At 66.2% G+C, this 23,611-nt stretch carries 23 protein-coding genes; 4 read left to right on the top strand and 19 right to left on the bottom strand.

Annotated elements, in window-relative coordinates; all coding sequences use genetic code 11:
• Nucleotides 1-6: 6 nt before the first annotated feature.
• Both KHO22_RS20385 and KHO22_RS20380 read right to left on the bottom strand, forming a co-directional pair.
• A complete protein-coding gene (locus tag KHO22_RS20385) occupies nucleotides 7-150 on the bottom strand; it encodes a hypothetical protein (RefSeq protein WP_211948990.1) in 144 nt (47 codons plus the stop codon).
• 59 nt (nucleotides 151-209) lie between these two features.
• The gene (locus KHO22_RS20380) at nucleotides 210-728 is read right to left on the bottom strand and encodes a universal stress protein (RefSeq protein ID WP_211948989.1); all 519 of its coding nucleotides are present in this window, start codon (nucleotides 726-728) and stop codon (nucleotides 210-212) included.
• A 494-nt stretch (nucleotides 729-1,222) separates the two neighbouring features.
• On the opposite strand from KHO22_RS20380, the gene rpsU reads away from it, so the two are divergent.
• From rpsU to KHO22_RS20360, 4 genes are all read left to right on the top strand, one after another.
• On the top strand, nucleotides 1,223-1,435 hold the full coding sequence (rpsU, locus tag KHO22_RS20375; protein WP_211948988.1) for a 30S ribosomal protein S21: 213 nt from the start codon (nucleotides 1,223-1,225) through the stop codon (nucleotides 1,433-1,435).
• A gap of 179 nt (nucleotides 1,436-1,614) precedes the next feature.
• Nucleotides 1,615-2,526, top strand: a complete 912-nt coding sequence (nodI, locus tag KHO22_RS20370; RefSeq protein ID WP_230426944.1) for a nodulation factor ABC transporter ATP-binding protein NodI — start codon at nucleotides 1,615-1,617, stop codon at nucleotides 2,524-2,526.
• Nucleotide 2,527: 1 nt separating this feature from the next.
• Entirely contained in the window at nucleotides 2,528-3,397 is an 870-nt protein-coding gene (locus KHO22_RS20365) for an ABC transporter permease (protein ID WP_211948986.1), read from the top strand.
• Between the two features lie 189 nt (nucleotides 3,398-3,586).
• Nucleotides 3,587-3,745 (top strand): hypothetical protein, encoded by a 159-nt coding sequence (locus KHO22_RS20360; RefSeq protein ID WP_230426943.1) that lies wholly within the window; start codon nucleotides 3,587-3,589, stop codon nucleotides 3,743-3,745.
• A 20-nt stretch (nucleotides 3,746-3,765) separates the two neighbouring features.
• Here the strand turns inward: KHO22_RS20360 and KHO22_RS20355 are convergent, their stop codons facing one another.
• From KHO22_RS20355 to leuC, 17 genes are all read right to left on the bottom strand, one after another.
• Nucleotides 3,766-4,971: an O-succinylhomoserine sulfhydrylase gene (locus KHO22_RS20355; RefSeq protein ID WP_211948985.1), complete on the bottom strand. Its 1,206-nt coding sequence runs from the start codon at nucleotides 4,969-4,971 to the stop codon at nucleotides 3,766-3,768.
• A 294-nt stretch (nucleotides 4,972-5,265) separates the two neighbouring features.
• Nucleotides 5,266-6,801 carry an amidophosphoribosyltransferase gene (gene purF, locus KHO22_RS20350; protein ID WP_211948984.1) on the bottom strand — a complete coding sequence of 512 codons (1,536 nt, stop codon included), beginning with the start codon at nucleotides 6,799-6,801 and terminating at the stop codon, nucleotides 5,266-5,268.
• Nucleotides 6,802-6,902: 101 nt separating this feature from the next.
• On the bottom strand, nucleotides 6,903-7,400 hold the full coding sequence (locus KHO22_RS20345) for a CvpA family protein (protein ID WP_211948983.1): 498 nt from the start codon (nucleotides 7,398-7,400) through the stop codon (nucleotides 6,903-6,905).
• A gap of 37 nt (nucleotides 7,401-7,437) precedes the next feature.
• Nucleotides 7,438-8,175, bottom strand: coding sequence for an SPOR domain-containing protein (locus tag KHO22_RS20340; protein ID WP_211948982.1), 738 nt, complete (start codon nucleotides 8,173-8,175; stop codon nucleotides 7,438-7,440).
• Between the two features lie 113 nt (nucleotides 8,176-8,288).
• A complete protein-coding gene (gene folC / locus KHO22_RS20335) occupies nucleotides 8,289-9,599 on the bottom strand; it encodes a bifunctional tetrahydrofolate synthase/dihydrofolate synthase (protein WP_211948981.1) in 1,311 nt (436 codons plus the stop codon).
• A gap of 134 nt (nucleotides 9,600-9,733) precedes the next feature.
• Nucleotides 9,734-10,606, bottom strand: coding sequence for an acetyl-CoA carboxylase, carboxyltransferase subunit beta (gene accD / locus KHO22_RS20330; protein WP_211948980.1), 873 nt, complete (start codon nucleotides 10,604-10,606; stop codon nucleotides 9,734-9,736).
• 202 nt (nucleotides 10,607-10,808) lie between these two features.
• Nucleotides 10,809-11,606, bottom strand: coding sequence for a tryptophan synthase subunit alpha (gene trpA / locus KHO22_RS20325; RefSeq protein WP_211948979.1), 798 nt, complete (start codon nucleotides 11,604-11,606; stop codon nucleotides 10,809-10,811).
• A 1-nt stretch (nucleotide 11,607) separates the two neighbouring features.
• On the bottom strand, nucleotides 11,608-12,522 hold the full coding sequence (locus tag KHO22_RS20320) for a DNA-methyltransferase (protein ID WP_211948978.1): 915 nt from the start codon (nucleotides 12,520-12,522) through the stop codon (nucleotides 11,608-11,610).
• Nucleotides 12,522-13,715: a tryptophan synthase subunit beta gene (gene trpB / locus KHO22_RS20315; protein ID WP_211948977.1), complete on the bottom strand. Its 1,194-nt coding sequence runs from the start codon at nucleotides 13,713-13,715 to the stop codon at nucleotides 12,522-12,524. The genes KHO22_RS20320 and trpB overlap by 1 nt, the downstream gene beginning before the upstream one ends.
• A gap of 124 nt (nucleotides 13,716-13,839) precedes the next feature.
• Complete coding sequence (locus KHO22_RS20310) at nucleotides 13,840-14,553, bottom strand: phosphoribosylanthranilate isomerase (protein ID WP_211948976.1); 714 nt, start codon at nucleotides 14,551-14,553, stop codon at nucleotides 13,840-13,842.
• Nucleotides 14,540-15,361, bottom strand: coding sequence for a tRNA pseudouridine(38-40) synthase TruA (gene truA, locus KHO22_RS20305; protein ID WP_211948975.1), 822 nt, complete (start codon nucleotides 15,359-15,361; stop codon nucleotides 14,540-14,542). The genes KHO22_RS20310 and truA overlap by 14 nt, the downstream gene beginning before the upstream one ends.
• Nucleotides 15,362-15,484: 123 nt before the next feature.
• Nucleotides 15,485-18,319, bottom strand: a complete 2,835-nt coding sequence (locus KHO22_RS20300; RefSeq protein ID WP_211948974.1) for a motility hub landmark protein FimV — start codon at nucleotides 18,317-18,319, stop codon at nucleotides 15,485-15,487.
• A 282-nt stretch (nucleotides 18,320-18,601) separates the two neighbouring features.
• The gene (asd, locus tag KHO22_RS20295) at nucleotides 18,602-19,738 is read right to left on the bottom strand and encodes an aspartate-semialdehyde dehydrogenase (protein WP_211948973.1); all 1,137 of its coding nucleotides are present in this window, start codon (nucleotides 19,736-19,738) and stop codon (nucleotides 18,602-18,604) included.
• Between the two features lie 322 nt (nucleotides 19,739-20,060).
• Nucleotides 20,061-21,128, bottom strand: coding sequence for a 3-isopropylmalate dehydrogenase (leuB, locus tag KHO22_RS20290; protein WP_211948972.1), 1,068 nt, complete (start codon nucleotides 21,126-21,128; stop codon nucleotides 20,061-20,063).
• Nucleotides 21,129-21,162: 34 nt separating this feature from the next.
• Nucleotides 21,163-21,813 (bottom strand): 3-isopropylmalate dehydratase small subunit, encoded by a 651-nt coding sequence (gene leuD, locus KHO22_RS20285; RefSeq protein ID WP_211948971.1) that lies wholly within the window; start codon nucleotides 21,811-21,813, stop codon nucleotides 21,163-21,165.
• 10 nt (nucleotides 21,814-21,823) lie between these two features.
• Entirely contained in the window at nucleotides 21,824-21,955 is a 132-nt protein-coding gene (locus tag KHO22_RS20280; protein ID WP_211948970.1) for an entericidin A/B family lipoprotein, read from the bottom strand.
• A gap of 7 nt (nucleotides 21,956-21,962) precedes the next feature.
• The gene (gene leuC, locus KHO22_RS20275; protein WP_211948969.1) at nucleotides 21,963-23,372 is read right to left on the bottom strand and encodes a 3-isopropylmalate dehydratase large subunit; all 1,410 of its coding nucleotides are present in this window, start codon (nucleotides 23,370-23,372) and stop codon (nucleotides 21,963-21,965) included.
• Between the last annotated feature and the right edge of the window lie 239 nt (nucleotides 23,373-23,611).

Here is a 23,611-nt window from a genome sequence, read left to right as displayed (position 1 = left end):
GGGCAGCTACAGGCGCCCGATGTCGCCGCGATCGTGGGCCGCGTCTTCCTCGCGGCGCCACAGCGCACTGGTCAGCCGGTACTGGCAGATGAAAAGCAGGATGAGCGCGAGCAGCGCCAGCACTGCAAGCGCCAGTTTGTAGACCCACATGATCGTGCTCCTTGGATTGCGCCGGACCGCCGCTCTCGCGCTTGCCCGCGCCATCCGCTTCAGCCCGCGGCCGGCAACATCGTGGCGGGCCGGCGTTGCGTCAGGCGGCTGGCACGGGTGGCCATGCCGTCGCCACAGCCGACAACGCGCGGCGCCCTGACGAGCGTCACCGGCACTCGCGCACGGCGCATCAGCCGCGCGGGCAGGCCGCCACCGAAACAGGCGTTCAGCCGGGACCAGAACGTCGTACCAAGCACAATGCCGTCGCACTGGCTGGCCTCGGCAACTCGGAGGATGGTCGGAACGATGGCGCCGACGCCGATGACGGCGGTATAAGCCACGCAGGAATCCTCAAGGATGTCTCGCGCCTCACCCAGTTCGCTTTCGCCATGCCGGCGCGCCAGTTCGCGCTGGTCGCCCAGCGAGCGGAAGGCAACCGTGCGCCCATGCTGCAGCGACTCCTGGACATTGAGCAGCACCACTCGCGCAACGCTGCCCTCGCGGAACAGGAACGCCGCGTGCCGCGCGGCTGCGGCGGCCGCGTCCGAACCGTCGACCGTAACCAGTAGCGTGATCATGGCAAAGACCCTGTCGAGCGGTACCGCCGCTCCTTGCTTCGAGCGTAAGCAATGTGGTGTTCAGACGGTATCAAGAACCACCGCGGGGGCATCAACTTCGTGTAAATTCACGTCCTCGGGCTCGCGGGCGCTCTGAAGCGGGCATCGCGACTCCGGGTGCGATTCGAGCGCCACTTTGCCGGTAACGAGTACCGCGCGATGCATTCCGAATCCACCCACGTTCTTGACATTTGCGCCGTATACGTGCCATAGTTACGGGCGTATAGCTTTTTACGGAAACCGGTACTGCCAGGCCTCCCGTTGTTCAAGGAACCCGGCGCTATCACCCCTGACACTGGTTGCACGGACTCACCGGTCCACATCTTTCAGGTTCGCGGGGGTGCACCCAGGGCAGTGTCTGCCCCGTGTGCAATACCAGCCGCCCCGGCGGCGGCCGCAGTTTCCCCTCGTTTGAACCAGCCGCTTGCGCGGCAGCAATCCCCTAAAGGACTGAATTGACCAAGATCGTCTTGAAACCCGGTGAGCCGGTTGAAGTTGCAATGCGTCGCTTCCGTCGCTCCATTCTGCAGACTGGCCTGATCGTCGAGCTGAAGAGCCGCACCGCCTACGAGAAGCCCACGACCGAGCGCAAGCGCAAGAAGAAGGCTGCCGAAGCGCGCCTGCGCAAGCGCCTGCGCATGCAGATGCTGCCGAAGAAGATGTACTGATTCGGTTCGCACCATAAAAAAACCGCCAGCATGCTGGCGGTTTTTTTATGCGCCGCGTCCGCGCCATCCGTGTGGAAGCGCCGCCGGGATCATAGTGCAGTGCACCACCGGTCATGCGCGGCGATGACCGGCATAATGGCGGATATTGCGCCCGCCGGCGCGCCAACCGTCTTCCTGCCTTGACTGCCATCCTCGAGTTGCGCAAGGTGCGCAAGCAATATGGTGATACCGTCGTCGTCAACGACCTGGACCTGCAGGTGCATCGCGGCCAGTGCTTCGGGCTGCTCGGGCCCAACGGTGCCGGCAAGACCACCACGCTGCGGCTGTTGCTGGGCCTGACCACGCCGGCAGGCGGCTCGCTGACGCTCTGCGGCGAACCCATTCCCGAGCGCGCACCGCAGGCACGCATGCGCGTGGGCGTGGTGCCGCAGTTTGACAACCTCGACCCGGATTTCTCGGTCATCGAGAACCTGCGCATCTTCGGCCGTTACTTCGGCCTGTCCTCGGCCGTGATCGAGCAGCGCGTACCGGCCCTGCTCGAATTCGCGCGTCTGGAGAACCGTGCCAACGCCCAGGTGCGCGACCTGTCCGGCGGCATGCGCCGGCGCCTGACGGTCGCTCGCGCGCTGATCAACGACCCCGACCTGCTGATCATGGACGAGCCCACCACCGGGCTCGACCCGCAAGCCCGTCACCTGATCTGGGAGCGGCTGAAATCGCTGATGGCCAGCGGCAAGACCATCCTGCTGACCACGCACTTCATGGAAGAGGCCGAGCGCCTGTGCAACTACCTGTGCGTGATCGACGGCGGACGCAAGATTGCCGAAGGCAAGCCGCACGAACTGATCGACAGCCAGATCGGGTGCGACGTGGTCGAAGTCTACGGCGATGAACTGGACACGCTGCGAGGCAGCCTGACGCCGCTGGCCGAGCGCACCGAAATGAGCGGCGAGACGCTCTTCTGCTATGTGCGCGAGCCCGCCCCGTTGCTGGCCGCCCTGCACGGCAAGAGCGGCGTACGTTACCTGCACCGGCCGGCCAACCTCGAGGACGTGTTCCTCAAGCTGACCGGCCGCGAAATGAGGGACTGACATGAGTGAACAGGATCCGCGCCCGGAAGCAGCCACCGCAGAGGCCGGCCACGCCCGCAGCCGCGCCGGCGGCACCGAACCGCGGCAGCACTATCCGCAGCCGCTGCTGCCGCGCAACCTGCGCAACTGGATGATGGTCTGGTACCGCAACTACATGGTGTGGAAGAAGCTCGCCATCCCGTCGATGATCGGCAACCTGGCCGACCCGATGATCTACCTGTTCGGCCTGGGCCTGGGGCTCGGCCTGCTGGTCGGGCAGGTGCATGGCGTTTCGTACATCGCCTTCCTTGCGGCCGGCACCACGGCATCGAGCGTGATGATGTCGGCCAGCTTCGAGTCCATGTACTCGGCCTTCTCGCGCATGCACGTGCAGCGCACCTGGGAGGCCATCATGCATGCACCGCTGACGCTCGGCGACGTGGTGCTCGGGGAAATCCTGTGGGCGGCCAGCAAGGCCGTGCTGTCGGGGCTGGCCATCATGCTGGTGGCGGGCGCGCTCGGCTATGCGCACATGCCAGGCGCGCTACTGGCGCTACCGGTGATCGTGCTGGCGGGCATCACCTTTGCCAGCCTGGCGATGATCGTGACGGCGCTGGCCCCCGGCTATGATTTCTTCATGTTCTACCAGACGCTGGTCATCACGCCGATGCTGCTGCTCTCGGGTGTGTTCTTTCCGCTGGAGCAGTTGCCGGAGGGCGCACGGGCGGCTACCAATGTCCTGCCCCTGGCGCATGCGGTGGCGCTGATCCGTCCGCTGATGCTCGGACGTCCGAGCGAAAACATCGGACTGCATATCGCCGTGCTGGCGGCATATGCCATTGTCGCGCTGGTGCTTTCGCTGGTACTGTTGCGGCGCCGCTTGCTGCGCTGAGCTCTGAGACACGCAGGCGGCCGGTTGCCCGGGCCCGATGACCCGGCGCTTATTCACATGCCCGCCGGGCAGCCTTGCATGCCGTTTTCGTTTTCCGGTTTTTCCCGAGCTTCACATCAGGCTGTCCGCCTTGCCGGCGCTGTTCTGGCTGGCGCCATCCTTGCGGGATGCAGCGTCGTCGGGGCAACCGTGGCCGTCGGCAGTGCTGCCGTATCGACCGTGGCGACAGTGGGTTCCGCCGCCGTCAGCGTTGCGTCGACGGCGGTCGAGGCCACTTATGACGTGACCAAGGCCGGCGTCAAGGCCGTGGCCGGCAGCGACAGCGAAACACCGGCCCAGACGCCCTGAGCCGGCGCCACGCCTTCGCCTTACTCGCCCAATCCGCGCAGCAGGTCGGCCTTCAGGTCGGCCACCGACTCCAGCCCCACCGCCAGTCGAATCAATCCTTCCCCGACCCCCGCGGCCGCCTTGGCTTCGGGCGTGACGCGAGCATGCGTGGTCGTGTACGGATGCGTGATCGTGGTACGCGTGTCGCCGAGGTTGCCGGTGATCGAGCACAGCCGCGTGTTGTCGATCACGCGCCATGCATTCGCGCGCTGCTGCTCGGGCGTGGCGCCCTTGAGTTCGAACGACACGATGGCACCGCCGCCGCTCTGCTGGCGCATGGCGACCTCGTGCTGCGGATGCGACTTGAGCGCGGGGTGGAAGACGCGCGCGACCGCCGGATGCGATTCCAGGAATTCGGCCAGCGCGAGCGCGTTGACGGAATGCCGCTCCATGCGGATGGCCAGCGTTTCCATGCCCTTGAGCAGCACCCAGGCATTGAAGGCCGACAGCGTCGGGCCGGCGGTGCGCACGAACGGGAACACCTTGCCCATGATGAAGTCGCGCGAGCCGAGCACCGCGCCGCCCAGCACGCGGCCCTGCCCGTCGATATGCTTGGTGGCCGAATGCACCACGATGTCCGCGCCGAACTTCATCGGCTGCTGCAGCGCGGGCGAACAGAAGCAGTTGTCGACGACGAGCTGCGCGCCGGCATCGTGCGCGATCTCGGCCACGGCGGCAATGTCGGCCACTTCGGTGAGCGGATTGGACGGGGTCTCCAGGAAGAACATCTTCGTGGTCGGCCGCACCGCCGCGCGCCAGGCATTCAGGTCGCCCGGATCGACGAAGGTGGTCTCGATGCCGAACTTCGCGAAGATATTCCCGAACATCGTCATGGTCGAGCCGAAGATCGCGCGCGAGCTCACCAGGTGATCGCCCGCCTGCATCAGCGACATCACCACCGAGAGGATGGCGCTCATGCCCGAGGCGGTCGCCATGCAGGACTCCGCGCCTTCCAGCGCCGCCAGGCGCGCCTGGAACATCGACACCGTGGGGTTGGTGAAGCGCGAATAGGTGAAGCCTTCTTCCGAGTTGGCGAAGCGTTCGGCGGCTTCCGCGGCACTGTTGAAGCAGAAGCTCGAGGTCAGGTACATCGCCTCGGAATGCTCCATGTATTCGCTGCGCAGGGTGCCGGCGCGCACGCCGAGGGTATCGATGCCAAGCGATTCAGGATTGAGCGGTTCGTTCATGCTGGTGGCGCGGTCGTACCCGCGTGAATGCAGTGGTTCCAACAAGCCGGCGGCAAGCGGGGCAAGCGGCCGGCCATGAAAAAAGCCCGTGCGATCGGGTGGTCGGATCGACGGGCTTGCGTGTTCTGCGGATACCTTGGGACTTCGCGGCTGCAGCCGGTTGTTCCCCTTCTGACGGCTATCTCTTTAGCTGTTTCGGGCAGGACCCGCGTCCGCAAGCTGACTTTCAAATCGACGCCCGGCCATGTTACGGCCGGGCCCCGCATTCGTCAACGCACGCGGGGCCGGCGCGGCTTACTCGTTGCCGCCCGAACGCTGCAGGTGCAGTTGCGAGCGCTCGCTGCCCTCACCCGCACCAGCGCCTTCGCGGTCTGCCTGGCTGCGCGCGGTTTCCAGGCGATCCAGGTAGGCCTCGTCGATATCGCCGGTGATGTAGCGACCGTCGAAACACGATGCATCGAAGTCCTTCAGCGCGGGGTTGATGTCGCGCACGGCCTGCTTCATCGCCTCCACGTCCTGGTACACCAGCTTGTCGGCGCCGATGATCTTCGCGATTTCTTCGTGCGTGCGGCCATGGGCCACCAGTTCGCCGCGCGTCGGCATGTCGATGCCGTACACGTTCGGGTACTTCACCGGGGGCGCGGCCGAGGCGAAGATCACCTTATTGGCGCCGGCGTCGCGGGCCATCTGCACGATCTCGAACGAGGTAGTACCGCGCACGATCGAGTCGTCGACGATCAGCACGTTCTTGCCCTTGAACTCCACGCCCATGGCGTTGAGCTTCTGGCGCACCGACTTCTTGCGCACTGCCTGGCCCGGCATGATGAACGTGCGGCCGATGTAGCGGTTCTTGAAAAAGCCCTCGCGATAGCCCACGCCCAGCTTGTTGGCCACCTGCATGGCGGCCGGGCGGCTGGAATCGGGAATCGGCATGACCACGTCGATGTCGCCGGCCGACACTTCCTGGCGGATCTTCTCGGCCAGGTAGTCGCCCATGCGCAGGCGCGCGTCGTAGACCGGCACGCCGTCGATGCACGAATCCGGGCGGGCCAGGTAGACGTACTCGAAGATGCACGGGGTCAGCACGGGGTTGTCCGCGCACTGCTTGCTGTACAGCTTGCCGTCCAGGTCGATGAAGATCGCCTCGCCCGGCGCGACATCGCGCTCCATGCGATAGCCGATGCCTTCCAGCGCCACCGACTCCGAGGCCACCATCCATTCCTTGCCGGTGGGCGTATCCACGCTGCCCAGGCACAGCGGACGGATGCCGAACGGGTCGCGCACGGCCAGCATGCCGTAGCCGGCGATCTGCGCGGCAATGGCGTACGAGCCCTTCACGCGGCGGTGCATGCCGGCCACGGCCTTGAAGATGGTCTCGGGGTCCAGCGCCATGCCGTGGCTGGCACGCTGCAACTCATCGGCCAGCACATTCAGCAGCACCTCGGTGTCGGAGTGCGTGTTGATGTGGCGGCGGTCGCGACGGAACATCTCTTCGCGCAGTTGCTGCCAGTTGGTCAGGTTGCCGTTGTGGGCCAGAATCACGCCGTACGGCGCGTTGACGTAGAACGGCTGTGCCTCTTCTTCACTGGAGGCCGAGCCTGCGGTCGGGTAGCGCACCTGGCCGATGCCGGCGTTGCCCGGCAGGCCGCGCATATTGCGGGTCCGGAACACGTCGCGCACGAGGCCGTTGGCCTTGTGCATGTGGAAGGTACTGCCGTTGGCGGTGGCGATGCCGGCAGCATCCTGTCCGCGGTGTTGCAACAACAGCAGGCTGTCATAAATCAATTGATTGACGGGCGAGGTAGAGACCGCGCCGACGATACCGCACATGCCAAGCTCCCAGGGTAAGGCTTTGATTCAGGGGCGCAGCCCGGTCCTGAGGACAAGGCCTGCGTTTCGTAGCGGCCAGGCATGGGTGCCGGGCCTCTGTGTCATGTCTTGACGTACTTCGCCAGCTCCGGTGGCAGCCATGGCTTGAGCGATTCCATGGCCTGCATCACATAGGGGCGGCTTACCGCGTCGCGCCAGAATTCCTCTTCCGGCATTTTCGTCAGGCCGGCCAGCGTGACCAGCAGCATCACCAGCAGCGCGCCGCGCAGCAGCCCGAACACCAGACCGAGCCCGCGATCCGCCGGCTTCAGGCCGGTGCTTTCCAGCAACTGGCCGATGACCGTGCCCGCCAGTGCCGCGCCGATCACGGTGCCGATCAGCAAGCTGATGAAGCCGAGCGCATGGCGGGTGACCTCGCCACCGGGCAGCGACTCCGGCATCCAGCCCGCGGCCACGCCGCCAAAGCGGTAGGCCACCCAGAACGCCGCGACCCAGCCGATCAGCGACAGCACCTCGCGGACCAGTCCGCGCAGCACGCCAATCAGGCCGGAAGCAAGCAGGGTGAAGACAACTGCGTAGTCGAAGAAAGTCGGCTGCATCGTTACTGGCGGCTGCATCACGCGCGGCCGCGCGGGCTTACTGTTCCACCACCTTCGACGTCAGGCCGGCAGCGCGCACGCGCTTGTCGGCGGCATCGGCGGCATCACGGTCATTGAAGGGGCCCGCACGCAGCAGGATACGCTCGCCATCGGCCAGGACTTTCTTTTCCACATACGCCGGCACCTTGCTCGCCTTGAGCTTGGCCAGCCAGTTCTTCGCCTTCTCTTCCGAAGAGAAGGCGCCGATCAGGATCATGTACTTGCCGCTGCCTTGCGCCTTGGCTTCAGCGGCCTTGGCTTCGGCGGGCTTGGCATCCGCACGGGCAGCCGGCTTTTCCGCCGTGGCGGCGGGCTTCGCTGGCGTGCTCACCAGTTCCTCGCCGGCATCGAGCGCCTCGGCGCCTTCGCCGCGGGCCTGCTGGGACTGCGGGGCCGGTGGCAGCGGATCTGCCTTGCGCGCCTCGACCTTCGGCTTCTGCTCGCCCTGCCCGCCCGCGACCTTCACCGACACATCGTCGGACACCGGACGCGGCTTGGTTTCGAAGATGATCGGCAGCACGATGACGGCGGCCACCACCAGCACCACGGCACCGATCAGGCGGCGGCGTGCGCGCTGCTTCTGGGGGAATTCGGGGTCCAGCGTGTCATCGGCATATTCCTCCGCCAACCGGCGCGACGAGGCGATGCCTGCACCAGGGTCGGTACGCTGGCGGCGCGCACGCTCGGGTGCCGGGTCGTTGCCCTTGCGGGAAGAAAACAGCGAAAGCAGGCCCATAGATTGGTTCGGTGCGGCGGCCGTCCGTTTTGCGTCGGTGTCGACCGCTGGTTTGTCGCTCGATTGCCGCACGACCGTTGCGCTACAACGTGGTCGTACCGGCGGCGGTACCGCTAGTTTGCCTGCGTGGCGCGGTAAGCCATCACGCCGGCAACGGTATAGAACGATCCGAAGACCAGAATTCTATCATTCTCGGTCGCTCTCTCGATGGCATCCCTGTAAGCCGCCTCCGGGCTGGAAAAGCAGGCTGCCGTGGCATCCGGCCCCGGCTGGAAACCGCCCTCTTCCAGCTTCTGCAGCAAATCGGCCGCGGTGGCGGCACGCTCGGTCGGCAGGTCGCACAGGCACCAGTGGTCGATCTTGTCGGCCACCTGGCTCAGCACGCCGGCAATGTCCTTGTCCTGCATCGCGCCGAACACCGCGTAGGTGTAGCGGAAGAAGCCCATGTTCTCCATGTTCTGCCCCAGCGTGGCCGCCGCATGCGGGTTATGCGCCACGTCGAGGATCACGGCCGGACGTCCCGGCAGTACCTGGAAGCGCCCCGGCAGTTCCACGAAGGCCAGGCCGTTGCGCACTTCCTGCGCGCTCACGGGCAGGCGCGAGCGCATCGCCTGCAGCGCAGCCAGCGCCGCCGATGCATTCAGCAGCTGGTTGGCGCCGCGCAGCGCAGGATAGCCAAGGCCGTTGAGCTTGCGCTCGCGCCCGCTCCAGTCCCACTGCTGGCGTTCCTGCCCCTTGGCGGCCTGGTGCCGGAAATCGCGCCCGACCAGCCACAGGTCGGCGCCGATCGCCTCGGCATGGTCCACCAGCGACTGGGGGGGCATTGGGTCGCCGCAGATCGCCGGCACGCCCGGGCGGAAGATGCCGGCCTTCTCGAAGCCGATCTTCTCGCGCGTGTCGCCGAGGTACTGCGTGTGATCGATATCGACGCTGGTGATGACCGCGCAGTCCGTATCGATCACGTTGACGGCATCGAGCCGGCCACCCAGCCCCACTTCCAGCACCATGGCATCGAGCCCGGCGGCCGCGAACATGTGGATGATGGCGAGCGTGGTGAACTCGAAGTACGTCAGGCTGACCGGATCGGCATAGCTCGTGCGGGCGCGTTCCACCGCCTCGAAGTGCGGCAGCAGTTGCGCGTCCGTGGCGAACTCGCCATTGATGCGGGCGCGCTCGTTGAACGACACCAGGTGCGGCGAGGTATGGCAGCCCACCTTGTAGCCCGCCTCCAGCAGGATGCGCTCCAGCATGGCGCAGGTGGAGCCCTTGCCGTTGGTGCCGCCAACCGTGAACACCACGGCATCGATGCGCAGGCCCAGCGCTTCCTTGACGCGCGTGATACGGGTCAGGCCCATGTCGATGCCCACGGGATGGGCAGTTTCGAGATGGGCGAGCCATTCGGGAAGGGTGTGGAAGACAGGCATGAGGGGGGGTGAGGATGCTTTGCTACTAGATTTGGCCAGCCGGCCCGAAAGTCAAGTTCGCTGGCGCGGCGGCGCCAGCAAAAGCAAAAGGCGCGTCAACCGCCCGCGCCCTTGCCTGTACCACCGATGCGGTCTTACGCGACCGCGTCCGCGGGCTGCTTCTGCAGCAGCGCCAGCAGCTGTGCCAGCTCGGCGCGCAGCTTGCGGCGGTCCACGATCATGTCGATGGCGCCCTTCTGCACCAGGAACTCCGAACGCTGGAACCCTTCCGGCAGCTTCTCGCGCACGGTCTGCTCGATCACGCGCGGGCCGGCAAAGCCGATCAGCGCCTTGGGCTCGGCAATCACCACGTCACCGAGGAACGCGAAGCTCGCGGACACGCCGCCCATGGTCGGGTCGGTGAGCACGCTGATGAACGGCAGCTTGGCCGCGGAGAGCTGGTTCAGCATGGCCGTGGTCTTGGCCATCTGCAGCAGCGACAGCAGGCTTTCCTGCATGCGCGCACCGCCCGTGGCGGTAAAGCAGATGAACGGCACCTTCTGCTCCAGCGCCGCCTTGGCGCCGCGCACAAAGCGCTCGCCGACCACGGAGCCCATCGAGCCGCCCATGAATTCGAACTCGAAGCAGCTCGCCACCACCGGGATGGTGTGGATGGCACCACCCATCACCACCATGGCATCGGTCTCGCCGGTCTCCTCCATGGCGGCCTTGATGCGGTCGGGGTACTTCTTGCTGTCCTTGAACTTGAGCGCATCCACCGGCACGATTTCCTGGCCGATCTCATAACGGCCTTCGGCATCGAGCAGCGCGTCCAGGCGCGCGCGCGCGCCGATACGCATGTGGTGGTCGCACTTCGGGCAGACGTGCAGGTTGGCCTCGACGTCGGTCCGGTACAGGGTGGACTCGCACGACGGGCACTTGACCCACAGCCCCTCGGGAATGCCCTTGCGGGTACTGGGGTCGGTCTGTTGAATCTTGGGGGGCAGGAGTTTATCCAACCAGCTCATGAAAGCTCCTTTCGGATGACTGCCGTTCGCCGTGCACGACTGCACCACGACTGCACTAGGCATCGGCCCGGCGAAAGCCGGGGCCACGACAGGGAATCAACCTGCGAATTTACCATGCCGGCATGGTTCGGCCGAAGCAGAACACGCATCACGCGCATGCTTCGGCACTTTTCCTTCACCTTGAAGCCGGCAATTCATCACTTCAGGCGTCCATGGCCTGACGGATCCCGGCAATGAACGAACGCAGCGATTCTACCGCCTGGGCCCGTGGCGCATCTTCCAGCAGTTGCACGAGGCGGCTGCCGATCACTACGGCATCGGCCACGCCGCTGATGGCGCGCGCGGTCTGCGCGTCGCGGATGCCGAAGCCCACGCCGACCGGCAGGTTGACGTGCTTCTTGATCAGCGGCATGCGCGCCGCCACGCTGTCCAGGTCGAGCGTCGCCGATCCGGTCACGCCCGTGAGCGAGACGTAGTAGACATAGCCGCTCGCCACCTTGCCCACGGCCGCGATGCGGTCATCCGTGGAAGTCGGCGCCAGCAGGAAGATCGGGTCGATGCCGTTGTCGCGCATCAGCGCGGCGAAAGTCTCGCACTCCTCGGGCGGGTAGTCGACCACCAGCACGCCGTCCACGCCGGCGTCGCGCGCGGCCTCGGCAAATGCCGCTTCGCCCATGCGCTCGATCGGGTTGGCATAGCCCATCAGCACGACCGGCGTGTCGGCATTGGTCTGGCGGAATTCGCGCACCCAATGCAGCACCTGCGTGAGCGACACGCCATTGGCCAGTGCGCGCTCGGAAGCGCGCTGGATCACGGGGCCATCGGCCATCGGGTCGGAAAACGGCACGCCCAGCTCGATCACGTCGGCGCCGCCGGCAACCAGCGCGTGCATCAGGTCCACGGTCAGGCCCGGTTCCGGGTCACCTGCGGTGATGAACGGGATCAGGCCCTTCTTGTTCTGCGCGGCCAGCGCCGCCAATGTCTTCTGGATGCGGGACATATCAGGGAATCAGGTGAGGCCGCTGCGCCGACGAATCCTCGTCATTGGCAGCCGCCGATGTTGGGTTGCGGTCCGCCTCGGACCTGGCCAGTTGCACGGCCGCTTCGACGCGCCCGCGTGCCACCTCGACATACTCGGGATTGATCTCGAAGCCCACGAAGCGCCGCCCGTGGCGCAGGCACGCCACCGCGGTCGTGCCACTGCCGGCGAACGGATCCAGCACCAGGCCGCCCGGCGGGCAGCTCGACAGCACCATGCGCTCGACAATCTCCAGCGGCTTCTGCGTGGGATGGTTGGCGCGTTCCGGATCCTGCCGGTGGATGCGCGAGATGCTCCACAGGTCCTTGGGGTTGTAGCCCATCTCGAGCCACTTCTTGCCTTCGAAACGCGGGCGGCTGCGTGCCTTCTTGGTCTCCGGGTCATACGGGATGCGCACCGGGTCCAGGTCGAAGTAGTAGTCGCGCGCCCTGGCGAAGAAGCCGATGTTGTCGTGCACCGACGAGTACTTGCGCGTGGTGCCGCCCATGCTGGGTACGCGGCGGTCCCAGATGATCTCGTTGATCATGGTCAGCCGGCGCTTGAGCATGACGAACAGCTCGGGCGAGTACTGCCAGGTGCAGAACAGGTACAGCGTGCCCTTCGGCGACAGCTTGGGGCAGACGGCATCCATCCAGCGCTCGGACCACTCCAGGTAGGCCTGGCCCGAGAGCAGGTCGGAATCATTGCCGTAGTCCTTGCCCAGCCCATAGGGCGGATCGGCAACGATGAGGTCGACCGAACCGTCCGGCAGGCGCGCAATGCCTTCGAACATGTCCTCCTGGAACAGCTGCAGCGCGGGGGCGTGCGGCGCGCCGGGCAGGTCCGAAGCCCCGCCCAGGGCCAGCTCCGACGGTACGGAAGGTGGCAGCGCGCGCATCAGAGCTTGAGCCCCGAACGTTCGGCCACGGTATGCATGTCCTTGTCGCCGCGGCCGGACAGGTTCACCAGCAGCAGCTTGTCGTTGGGCAGCGTCGGTGCCAGCTTGCACGCGTAGGCGATGGCGTGGCTCGATTCCAGCGCCGGGATGATGCCCTCGATGCGGCAGCAGTCATGAAAGGCCTTGAGCGCCTCTTCATCGGTGATCGGCACGTACTGTGCACGGCCGATGTCCTTGAGCCAGGCGTGCTCGGGGCCCACGCCCGGATAGTCGAGGCCGGCCGATACCGAGTGCGTCTCGATGATCTGGCCATTCTCGTCCTGCAGCAGGTAGGTCCGGTTGCCGTGCAGCACGCCCGGCGTGCCCCCAATCAGCGAGGCCGCATGCCGGCCGGTATCCAGGCCGTCGCCGGCGGCTTCCACGCCGATCAGTTGCACGTCCTTGTGCTCGATGTACGGGTAAAAGATGCCCATGGCATTGGAGCCCCCGCCCACGCAGGCGATCACCGCATCCGGCTGGCGGCCGGTCATCTCGGGCATCTGCACCTTGGCTTCCTCGCCGATCACGCACTGGAAATCGCGCACCATCATCGGGTACGGGTGCGGGCCGGCAACGGTGCCGATGATGTAGAAGGTGGTCTCGACGTTGGTCACCCAGTCGCGCATGGCTTCGTTGAGCGCGTCCTTGAGCGTGCGCGAGCCGCTTTCCACGGGCACCACGGTGGCGCCCAGCAGCTTCATGCGGTAGACGTTGGCGGCCTGGCGCTTGACGTCCTCGGAGCCCATGTAGACCACGCATTCCATGCCGAAACGCGCAGCGATGGTGGCCGTGGCCACGCCGTGCTGGCCGGCGCCGGTCTCGGCGATCACGCGCTTCTTGCCCATGCGCTTGGCCAGCAGCGCCTGGCCGATCACGTTATTGATCTTGTGGGCGCCGGTGTGGTTCAGGTCCTCGCGCTTGAGGTAGATTTGCGCGCCACCGAGCAGCTCGCTCCAGCGTTGCGCGTGGTAGATCGGCGACGGGCGGCCGACAAAGTGCTTCAGTTCACGACGGAATTCGGCATCGAACTCCGCATCTTTCTGGTAATGGGCATAGGCCTCGCGCAGCTCATCGAGCGCGTGGACCAGCGTCTCGGAGACGAAGGTGCCGCCATAAGGGCCGAAATGGCCACGGGAATCGGGCAGGTCGTACATGTCTGGGCTCTTCAGGTCAGCGGCCTTGCCTGCAGGGCAAGGGCGCAAATTTGACGGTGATGCGGGTGGGCGCGGCCAGCGGGCCGCCGGGAGCATGGTGCACGGGCCGATCCTGCGGCCCTGCTCATCCTGCTTCGGCACTGCGGACAGCGCGCACGAACGCGGCAATGCGGGCGTGGTCTTTCACGCCCTTGGCGGCCTCGACACCACTGCTGACATCAACAGCGTAGGGCCGCACGCGTTCAATCGCGCCAGCGACGTTTTGCGCGTTCAACCCACCACTCAAAACGATGCGAGGAGCGCCGCTTGCGTTCGGGTTGCTGGTGGACGGATGGTTGGAAGCTAGCCATGCCGGGGGAATCAGGGTCCAGTCGAAGACGTGGCCGCCGCCGCCATAGCCCTCGACGAAGGCATCCAGCAGCAAGCCAGCGGCATCACGGTATTGATCGGCGAATTCTATCAAATCAAGACCGGGGCGCACACGCGCTGCGCGCAGAAAAGGCAGGCGGCAGCGCTGCGCCGTCTGCGTGCAGTACTGCGGGCTCTCGTCACCGTGGAACTGAAGCATCGTCAGAGGCACACGCTCGGCCACGTGGGCCACCTCTTCCATGTCGGCGTTGACGAACAGGCCCACCACCGAGACGAACGGCCCGGCGGCTTCGGCCAGTTCGGCGGCGCGCGCCAGGTCGACATAGCGCGGACTGGGCGGATAGAACACCATGCCGATCGCGTCGGCACCGGCATCCACCGCCGCCCGCACGTCTTCCTCGCGCGTCAGGCCGCAGATCTTGATGCGGGTGCGGGGCGGCGCCGCGTCGGCGCGCTCAGGCTGCGTCATGGGGGAACACTCCGTGGAACAGGCTGGCGGACGGGTCGGCCGCCGGAATCTGGAAAGCCTCAGGATACTTCACGTCCGCGAGGTAAAGGCCGTCGGGCATGAACGTGGGCGCGGCCAGCCGGCGGCTGCGCCCGGCCAGCACCCCGGCCAGCCATTCCGGCGGGTAACGCCCCCGCCCTACCGCCACCAGGCAACCCATCAGGTTGCGCACCATGTGGTGCAGGAAAGCGCTGGCGCGGAAACGTACAAAGACCCAGTTGCCGTCCGCCTTCAGCGTCACGTCATACATGGTCTTGACCGGTGACTTGGCCTGGCATTCTGCCGCGCGGAACGAAGAAAAATCATGCTCGCCCAGCAGGCAGCGCGAGGCGTCACGCATGGCATCCACATCGAGCCGCTGGCCCGGCGGCAGCATCAGGTAGCCGGCGCGGCCATGCGCGAGCGGTACCCGGTGCGGCCCGGTGTAGAGTGCGTAGTAGTACATGCGCTCGAAGGCGAGGAAGCGCGCGTGAAAGTCTTCATTGACCGGGAGCGCCCACTGCAGCGCAATCGACGGCGGCAGGAAGGCGTTGACGCCACGCACCCAGGAGAACTTGTCCCGGTTCAGCGTGGTGTCGAGATGGATCACCTGGCCCAGCGCGTGCACGCCGGCATCGGTGCGGCCCGCCACGGTGGTCAGCAGGCGCACGCCGGCGAAGCGCTCGATCGCGTCCTCGAGGTGGTCCTGCACGGTATTGCGATGCGGCTGCGACTGCCAGCCGGAGAAGGCGGCACCGTCGTAGTGGAGGCCGATGGCGATGCGGTTCATGGCGCGGAAGACTGGCCCGTCAGTAGAGGGGCCGACAAAAACAAATGCGCCGGAAGGGACGCTTCCGGCGCATCACTTCGGGCCGCGGCACGCGTGCCGCCTGCCCGGACCGTCGATGATAACTCAGGCGACTTCGAGCAGCAGCGAGCGCGCCTCCGCCTGCAGGTCGTCCTGCGACTGCTCCACGACTTCCTGCAGCAGCTCGCGCGCGCCTTCCTTGTCGCCGATCTCGATGTAGGCGCGGGCCAGGTCGAGCTTGATCTGCATATCGCGGCCGCCATCCATGCCGTCCGTCGACAGCGTGCTCGGCGAGACGCCCGGCGTGGTGTCGGCGCCGCCGTCGCTCATGCCGAGGCCGGCGAGGTCGATCGGCTCGGGCAGCTTGCCGTCACGGATCATGGTCGGGGACGGCAGCGGCGTCGCGGACTCGGCGTCGCTGCGCACCTCAGCGTCGGATCCGGCATTGAGGTCGAGCGAGATGCCCGACATGTCGAAATCCAGCGCGCGCGAACGCGTCGGCGTATCCAGGCGCGGCACGTCCGCCAGGGTATCGTCGCCGGTGGCCGGCAGGGTCAGGTCCAGGCCGTCATCGAACTTCGCGGCCGGTTCAAGCCGCTCGTTCGCATGCATGGCGGTGTCGCCGAACACCAGCGCGGCCGAATCCGGCGCGACGATCGGGTCGCCGGCCGCCGGTGCCGGGAAGGCATCGAGCGGCAGGGCCAGGTCCGCGAGCGAGGCTTCGCGCGGCGCCGCCGCAGGATTCTGCGACGGATCCTGCGTGCGCCACTGATCGCCCGGCGCCGTGGCCGTTTCGGGGCCACCACTGGTATCCGGCGTCACGGCCAGGAACAACGCATTGCCCGCATCGAGTGCGCGCCCCATTTCCGCGGCCTTGAGCCATTCCGCACCTTGTCCGCCGGTCTGGGCGAACATCTCTTCTGCAATCACGCGGAAACCTTCCACATCCTGACGATTACTGTAAATCTCCAGGAGCTTGAGCCGGATCGGCTGCTGCTCCGGATCCTTCTCGAGCGCTTCGCGCAGGATCTCTTCCGCCTGCACATCGCGCCCGTAGGCGATATAGACCTCCGCCTCGGCGATCGGATCGACTTCGCTGGCTTCCGGCATGTTGTTGCCGATGCGGAAATCCGCACCGAACACGCTGTGCTGCGAGGTGTCCACGCTCTGGCCGCCGGCGGCACCGAACAGCGAATTGGCGCCGGCCATCACGGTGCTTTCCTGCGACAGGATGCTGTCACCGAAGGCGCCGCCATCGGCCGTCTTCTGCTGCTGGCGGCGGCGATAGATCGCATAGCCGCCCAGCAGCGCGATCAGCAGGCCGCCGCCCGGCAACAGCATCGGATTGGCCAGCAGGCCGTCAAGGAACGACGGCTCGGGAGCGGGTGCCGCCTGCACCACGACCGGCGGACGCTTGACGGCCGGGGCCGACGCCGGGGCGGCTGCCTGCGCAGCGCTGGCTGCCGCGCCAGGCGCCGCGGCGGCGGCCGTTGCCGTGGCAGGCGCCGCAACGGTAGCCGCCGCAGCGCTTGCCGCAGCCTGCGCCACCGGCGCGGCTGGCGTGGCCTCGGCCGGCGCGTCCGCCTTCGGCGGCTCTGCCGCGACCACGTTCGGTGCCTTGGCTTCCGTCTTGACTTCCGCCTTCGCGGCCTTGTCTGCAGCCTTCTCGGCCTTGTCCTTATCGGCCAATGCCGCCTGATTGGCCTGGCTCAGCTTGGCGATCTCGCTGTTCTTCAGCTCGATCAGCTTCTGCATGTCGCCGACGTTCTTTTCAAGCTGGGCCAGACGACTCTCGGCTTCCTTCAGTTGCCGCTCGCGGGCCACGCTGGCTTCAGCCTGCGCCGTGGCGCCGGCCTGGCCCGAGCGTTCTGCCTTGCTCAGCTTGAGTTCGTTCTGCGGGCCTGCGGCCGGCACGGCCTGATCCTGTACGCGCGCCGTGACGTTGCCGGACTGCTGGCGACCACTGTCCGGCTCGACCGACTTGGCCGCGGCGGCGGCCGCGAGGCGGCTCCGATAGGCGTCAAACCCATGCGTACGCGCAACCACTTCCCGCCGGGCCGTCTTGGGCGCCACCGACTGCGCCTGCTGCCGCGAAGGCACCTGGAGCACCGCGCCGGATTTCAGGCGGTTGATGTTGCCGCCGATAAAGGCATTCGGATTGTTTCGGTAGAGCGCGACCAGCATCTGGTCCAGCGACACGCCCTCCTGGTCCAGCAGGGCATCGCCGGCGATCGACGACAGCGTGTCGCCACGCTTGACTGTGTAGGCGCCGCCAGTCGCTGCCTCACCCTCGGTGGCACTCTGGGCCGCCTGGGTACGGCGGCTGGCAGGTGGGCGCGCGGGCTTGGCCACCGATGCCTGGGCGCTCGGCTGCGTGCCCTGGGCAACTGCCGGCGCGGGCTCCGGCAGCGGTGCGGGAACCGGCGCGGCTGCCGGAGACGCGTCCGGCGTGGCGGCCTGCACAACCGTCGCCGGCGAGAAAGTCTGGTTGGAAGGCTTGGCCCCGGCGGGGTCAAGCAGGAATGTGTAGGCTCGCGATACCTTGCCGCTGGACCAGCTCATGTCGACCAGGATGTCGACGAACGGCTCGCTGATCGGCTGGCTGGACCGGACCTTGGCCACGTAGCTGCCATTGGGGCGCCGCTCGACCTCAAGCCGCAGGCTGCCCACCGCAGGCACATAGGTCAGCCCCGCGCTGGCATATGCCGCCGGGGAGGCCAGCTTGACGCTGAGCCCTGCTGCCTCTTCCGCACTCACCCCGCTGATGTCGATCTCGGCCTGCAGTGGCTGCCCCAGATTCGACTGTACCCGCAATTGCCCGAACCCCGCGGCGTAAGCGGCCGGCTGCGCAAGCAGCAGGCCGATAGCCGTGACGGCCAGCGTTGACCAGCGCTGACGGACGGTTGGCGCATCTTTCCGGCGATGTTGGCTCACACTCACCTTGTGCTCCGTTATGGTTTTAGTAGCGATAGAAACCCGACCCCAAAGCATTCGCTCCGGCTAGCGGGCATTCTCGTGCGCCCGTCGCCAGATTGCACCCCGAGTGCCGACGCGAGGGCCGGCACGCAGACGCATGCCGGCGTATTGTGACGCATCGCCCGGAGAAATAGGCGCTCAGATGTAACAACGCCGCGCATGGGCGCGGCGTCGCGGGCAAAGCCGTGGTATCTGTTGCCTGGCCGCAACGAAAGCCGCCAGGCCTCGGAAGGTCGATTCCGGGGATCAGGACTCGATCAGAATGCGCAGCATACGGCGCAGCGGCTCGGCCGCGCCCCACAGCAGCTGGTCGCCCACCGTGAAGGCGGAGAGGTACTCGCCGCCCATCTGCATCTTGCGCAGGCGGCCGACCGGAATGGTCAGCGTGCCGGTCACCGCAGCCGGGGTCAGGTCCGTCATGCTGGACTCGCGCGTGTTCGGCACGACCTTGGCCCACTGGTTGTGCGCGGCGAGCATGCCTTCGATCTCGTCCAGCGGCACGTCCTTGCGCAGCTTGATGGTCAGCGCCTGCGAATGGCAGCGCATGGCGCCGATGCGCACGCACAGGCCGTCCACGGCGATCGGGGTCGCGCCCGTGGCACCCAGGAAACCTTCGCCGCGGCCAAGGATCTTGTTGGTCTCGGCGCCGCCCTTCCATTCTTCCTTCGACTGGCCGTTGCCCAGGTCCTTGTCGATCCAGGGAATCAGGTTGCCGGCCAGCGGCACGCCGAACTGCTTGGTTTCCTCGGCGGACAGGCCGTGCTGCGTCGCCAGGATCTGGCGGTCGATTTCCAGGATGGCCGATGCCGGGTTGTCCAGCAGCGGCTTGACCGACGCGTTCAGCGTGCCGAACTGCGTCAGCAGTTCGCGCATATGCTGCGCACCGCCGCCCGAGGCAGCCTGGTAGGTCATCGAGGTCATCCACTCGACCATGTCGGCCTGGAACAGGCCGCCGAGGCCGATCAGCATGCAGCTGACCGTGCAGTTGCCGCCGATGAAATTCTTCACGCCCTTGGACAGGGCATCCTTGATCACACCCTGGTTCACCGGATCCAGCACGATGATGGCATCGTCCTTCATGCGCAGCGACGAAGCCGCGTCGATCCAGTAGCCCTTCCAGCCAGCCGCGCGCAGCTTGGGGAAGACTTCATTGGTGTAGTCGCCGCCCTGGGCGGTCAGCACCACGTCGCACTTCTTCAGTGCCTCGATGTCGTTGGCATCCTTGAGCGTGGTTTCGTTCTTGGCCATGGCGGGCGCCTTGCCGCCGGCATTGGACGTGCTGAAGAAGACGGGCTCGATATGGTCGAAGTCACGCTCTTCCTGCATGCGCTGCATCAGGACGCTGCCGACCATTCCCCGCCAACCGACGAGACCTACAATCATGATTTACCTCGATGTGATTTTTACTTCCCCGCCATTTTCCTCGCCCGGCGTGGCTGCGCGGGGAAGACGGGCAGGCACGACGAACGGATCTAGGCGATCGCGGTTTTGATAATAGTTTTAATCGTCGTTGCGGTCTGGCCGAGCGAAATCGTGCCGACCGGGCCGCGGGTAGCGGTCAGGGCAGCAACAGCAGTCAGGGTGGACTGGGAAAATCGGGCCATTGGCAGAGTCTACACGAATTTGCGGCGCCGCCGCAGCGTGGAAAATCGGGGACAAATAAAAGAAAAGGCGCTGCCGCGCAGCGCCTTTCCCGGATTGTGACTTACAGAGCGGCCAGTACGGCTTCGCCCATTTCACGCGTGCCGACCTGCTTGCAGCCCGGCGTGACAATGTCGGCCGTGCGGTAGCCCTGGGCCAGCACCTTCTTGACGGCGTTCTCGATGCGGTCGGCCTGTTCGGCCTTGTCCAGCGAGTAGCGCAGCATCATCGCGGCCGACAGGATCGTAGCCAGCGGATTGGCGATGCCCTTGCCGGCAATGTCGGGCGCCGAGCCGTGCGACGGCTCGTACAGGCCCTTGTTGTTCGCATCGAGCGATGCCGACGGCAGCATGCCGATCGAACCGGTCAGCATGGCGGCCTCGTCCGACAGGATGTCGCCGAACATATTGCCGGTCACGATCACGTCGAAGCTCTTGGGCGCCTTGACCAGCTGCATCGCGGCGTTGTCGACATACATGTGCGACAGCTCGACGTCCGGATATTCCTTGCTGACGTCGATCACGATGTCCTTCCAGAACTGGAAGGTCTCCAGCACGTTAGCCTTGTCCACGCTGCACAGCTTTTTGCCGCGCTTGGCCGCTGCCTGGAACGCCACGTGCGCGATGCGGCGGATTTCCGGTTCGCTGTAGCGCATGGTGTCAAAGCCTTCGCGGGCGCCCTTGAACAGGCCGTCCGGCGCCTCGCGCACGCCGCGCGGCTGGCCGAAGTAGATGTCGCCATTCAACTCGCGCACGATCAGGATGTCGAGGCCCGCCACCAGTTCCGGCTTCAGGCTCGATGCGCCGGTCAGTTCCGGGTAGCAGATGGCCGGGCGGAAGTTGGCGAACAGCTGCAGGTGCTTGCGCAGGCCCAGGATGGCCTGCTCGGGGCGCAGCGCGCGCTCCAGGCTGTCGTACTTCCAGTCGCCCACGGCGCCGAACAGGATGGCGTCGGCCTCCTTGGCGAGCTTCAGCGTGTTTTCCGGCAGCGGATGGCCTTCGGCCTCGTAACCGGCGCCGCCCACCGGGGCGGTTTCCATCTCGAACTTTTCGTCGAGGGCGTTCAGGACCTTGACGGCCTCGGCAACGATTTCCGGACCGATGCCGTCACCCGGCAGGACTGCGATCTTCATGCTGTTTTTCCTCGTTTGATTTCTGCTGCCGCGCTCACCCGACCAGGCGGTTGTTCAGCCACGGCATCTTCGCCACGCGTTCGGCTTCATACGTCTTGATCTTCTCGGCATGACGCAGCGTCAGGCCGATGTCGTCGAAGCCGTTCAGCATGCAGTACTTGCGGAACGGAGCGATATCGAAGCTGTAGGCCTCGCCGCCCGGCGTGATCACGACTTGCTTGTCCAGGTCGATGGTCAGCTTGTAGCCGTTGAAGGCATTGGTCTCGTTGATCAGGTGGTCGACCTGCAACTCGCTCAGCACCACCGGCAGCAGGCCGTTCTTGTAGCAGTTGTTGAAGAAGATGTCGGCAAAGCTCGGCGCGATCACGGCGCGGAAGCCGTATTGCGTCAGCGCCCAGGGAGCGTGCTCGCGCGAGCTGCCGCAGCCGAAGTTGCGGCGCGCCAGCAGGATCGACGCGCCCTGGTAGCGCGGCTGGTTCAGCACGAAGTCCGGGTTCAGCGGACGCTTGCTGTTGTCCATGCCGGGCTCGCCGACGTCCTTGTAGCGCCACTCGTCGAACAGGTTCGGGCCAAAGCCGGTGCGCTGGATCGACTTCAGGAACTGCTTCGGGATGATGGCGTCGGTGTCGACGTTCTCGCGGTCGAGAGGGGCCACGAGGCCGCTGTGTACGGTGAACTTGTCCATGTCTCTTTCCTTACTTCTTGGCCGCGCGCTCAAGGGAGTTGCCGGCGGCCTGCGTGTCCTTGCCCAGGCCGGCCATGGTATTGCAGCCAGCCAGCTGCAGCATGCCCAGGCATGCCAGCAATGCGATCAGGATCCGTTTCATCGCGTCCTCAACCGAGCTTGCGGATATCGACGAAATGGCCTTCGATGGCAGCCGCGGCAGCCATCGCCGGGCTCACCAGGTGAGTGCGGCCACCCGCGCCCTGCCGGCCTTCGAAGTTGCGGTTCGACGTCGACGCGCAGCGCTCGCCCGGATCCAGGCGGTCGGCATTCATGGCCAGGCACATCGAGCAGCCCGGCTCGCGCCACTCGAAACCCGCGGCCTTGAAGACCTTGTCCAGCCCTTCGCGCTCTGCCTGTTCCTTGACCAGGCCCGAACCCGGCACCACCATCGCCAGCTTCACGTTGGACGCGACCTTGCGGCCCAGCTTCTGCACCACCCACGCGGCGGCGCGCATGTCCTCGATGCGGCTGTTGGTGCAGGAACCAATGAACACCTTGTCAACCTTGATGCTTTCCATCGGCACGTTGGGCTGCAGGTTCATGTATTCGAGCGCGCGCTCCATGGCGTTGCGCCTGGTCGGGTCCTTTTCCTTCTCGGGGTCCGGCACGCGGTCTTCGATGCTGACCACCATCTCGGGCGAGGTGCCCCAGGTCACCTGCGGGCGGATCTCTTCGGCACGCAGTTCCACCACCTGGTCGAACTTGGCGCCGGCGTCCGAATGCAGCGTGCGCCAGTAGCCCACGGCCTGCTCCCACTCCACGCCCTGCGGTGCGTACGGGCGGCCCTTCACGTATTCGAGCGTGACGTTGTCCACCGCCACCAGCCCCGCTCGCGCGCCGGCTTCGATGGCCATGTTGCAGACCGTCATGCGGCCTTCCATGGTCAGGTCGCGGATCGCGGAGCCGGCGAACTCGATGGTGTAGCCGGTGCCGCCGGCCGTGCCGATCTTGCCGATGATCGCCAGCACGATGTCCTTGGCGGTGCAGCCGCGCGGCAGCTTGCCTTCCACGCTGACCAGCATGTTCTTCGCCTTCTTGCCCAGCAGCGTCTGCGTGGCCAGCACGTGTTCGACTTCCGACGTGCCGATGCCGTGCGCGAGCGCGCCGAAGGCCCCGTGCGTGGAGGTATGCGAGTCGCCGCACACCACCGTCATGCCCGGCAGCGTGGCGCCCTGCTCCGGCCCGATCACGTGCACGATGCCCTGGCGATGATCGTTCATCTTGAACTGGGTAATGCCGAAGCTGTCGCAGTTGGCGTCCAGCGTATCGACCTGCAGTTTGGACACCGGGTCGGCGATGCCCTGGGTGCGATCAGTCGTGGGCACGTTGTGGTCCGACACCGCCAGGTTGGCGCTGATGCGCCACACCGGGCGCTCCGCCATTTTCAGGCCTTCGAACGCCTGCGGGCTGGTGACTTCATGCAGCAGGTGGCGGTCGATGTAGAGCAGCGTGGTGCCGTCTTCCTCGACGTGGACGGTGTGGTCATCCCAGAGTTTGTCGTAGAGCGTCTTGGCCATGATGCAGGGGGCGGCCAGCGTCCAGTTCCGGTGGAAATGGCGCGGTGCCGCGCAGGTTGTTTGCAGGGATCTTTTGTTGTCCGGCCGCCTCGTTGCCGGGGGCAGGACACCGTGACGACAACGGCGATGATGACGCCGGAAGCCGCCCGAAGCGAGCGCTTTTTGCGATGCTTGACTTCTCAAGCGATTATGCCACGGGACCGGCGCAGGCCGGCCCCGGCACAGCATTGCGCCGCGCC

It is taken from the genome of Cupriavidus yeoncheonensis (genome assembly GCF_905397275.1).
Taxonomy (GTDB): domain Bacteria; phylum Pseudomonadota; class Gammaproteobacteria; order Burkholderiales; family Burkholderiaceae; genus Cupriavidus; species Cupriavidus yeoncheonensis.
This window is presented reverse-complemented; position numbering and strand designations above follow the sequence as displayed.

Bases quoted from the DNA above. Each gene is read 5' to 3' on its own strand.
- leuC (WP_211948969.1), bottom strand. From the start codon at position 23,372: ATGGCCAAGACGCTCTACGACAAACTCTGGGATGACCACACCGTCCAC.
- trpA (WP_211948979.1), bottom strand. From the start codon at position 11,606: ATGTCCCGCATCCAGAAGACATTGGCGGCGCTGGCCGCGCAGAACAAG.
- truA (WP_211948975.1), bottom strand. From the start codon at position 15,361: ATGAACCGCATCGCCATCGGCCTCCACTACGACGGTGCCGCCTTCTCC.
- KHO22_RS20385 (WP_211948990.1), bottom strand. From the start codon at position 150: ATGTGGGTCTACAAACTGGCGCTTGCAGTGCTGGCGCTGCTCGCGCTC.
- KHO22_RS20355 (WP_211948985.1), bottom strand. From the start codon at position 4,971: ATGAACGAACCGCTCAATCCTGAATCGCTTGGCATCGATACCCTCGGC.
- KHO22_RS20310 (WP_211948976.1), bottom strand. From the start codon at position 14,553: ATGACGCAGCCTGAGCGCGCCGACGCGGCGCCGCCCCGCACCCGCATC.
- leuD (WP_211948971.1), bottom strand. From the start codon at position 21,813: ATGGACAAGTTCACCGTACACAGCGGCCTCGTGGCCCCTCTCGACCGC.
- KHO22_RS20380 (WP_211948989.1), bottom strand. From the start codon at position 728: ATGATCACGCTACTGGTTACGGTCGACGGTTCGGACGCGGCCGCCGCA.
- KHO22_RS20365 (WP_211948986.1), top strand. From the start codon at position 2,528: ATGAGTGAACAGGATCCGCGCCCGGAAGCAGCCACCGCAGAGGCCGGC.
- KHO22_RS20280 (WP_211948970.1), bottom strand. From the start codon at position 21,955: ATGAAACGGATCCTGATCGCATTGCTGGCATGCCTGGGCATGCTGCAG.
- leuB (WP_211948972.1), bottom strand. From the start codon at position 21,128: ATGAAGATCGCAGTCCTGCCGGGTGACGGCATCGGTCCGGAAATCGTT.
- KHO22_RS20340 (WP_211948982.1), bottom strand. From the start codon at position 8,175: ATGGGCCTGCTTTCGCTGTTTTCTTCCCGCAAGGGCAACGACCCGGCA.
- trpB (WP_211948977.1), bottom strand. From the start codon at position 13,715: ATGTACGACCTGCCCGATTCCCGTGGCCATTTCGGCCCTTATGGCGGC.
- folC (WP_211948981.1), bottom strand. From the start codon at position 9,599: ATGCCTGTCTTCCACACCCTTCCCGAATGGCTCGCCCATCTCGAAACT.
- purF (WP_211948984.1), bottom strand. From the start codon at position 6,801: ATGTGCGGTATCGTCGGCGCGGTCTCTACCTCGCCCGTCAATCAATTG.
- accD (WP_211948980.1), bottom strand. From the start codon at position 10,606: ATGAGCTGGTTGGATAAACTCCTGCCCCCCAAGATTCAACAGACCGAC.
- KHO22_RS20345 (WP_211948983.1), bottom strand. From the start codon at position 7,400: ATGCAGCCGACTTTCTTCGACTACGCAGTTGTCTTCACCCTGCTTGCT.
- asd (WP_211948973.1), bottom strand. From the start codon at position 19,738: ATGATTGTAGGTCTCGTCGGTTGGCGGGGAATGGTCGGCAGCGTCCTG.
- KHO22_RS20320 (WP_211948978.1), bottom strand. From the start codon at position 12,522: ATGCGCGCGCTGCCACCTTCCGTACCGTCGGAGCTGGCCCTGGGCGGG.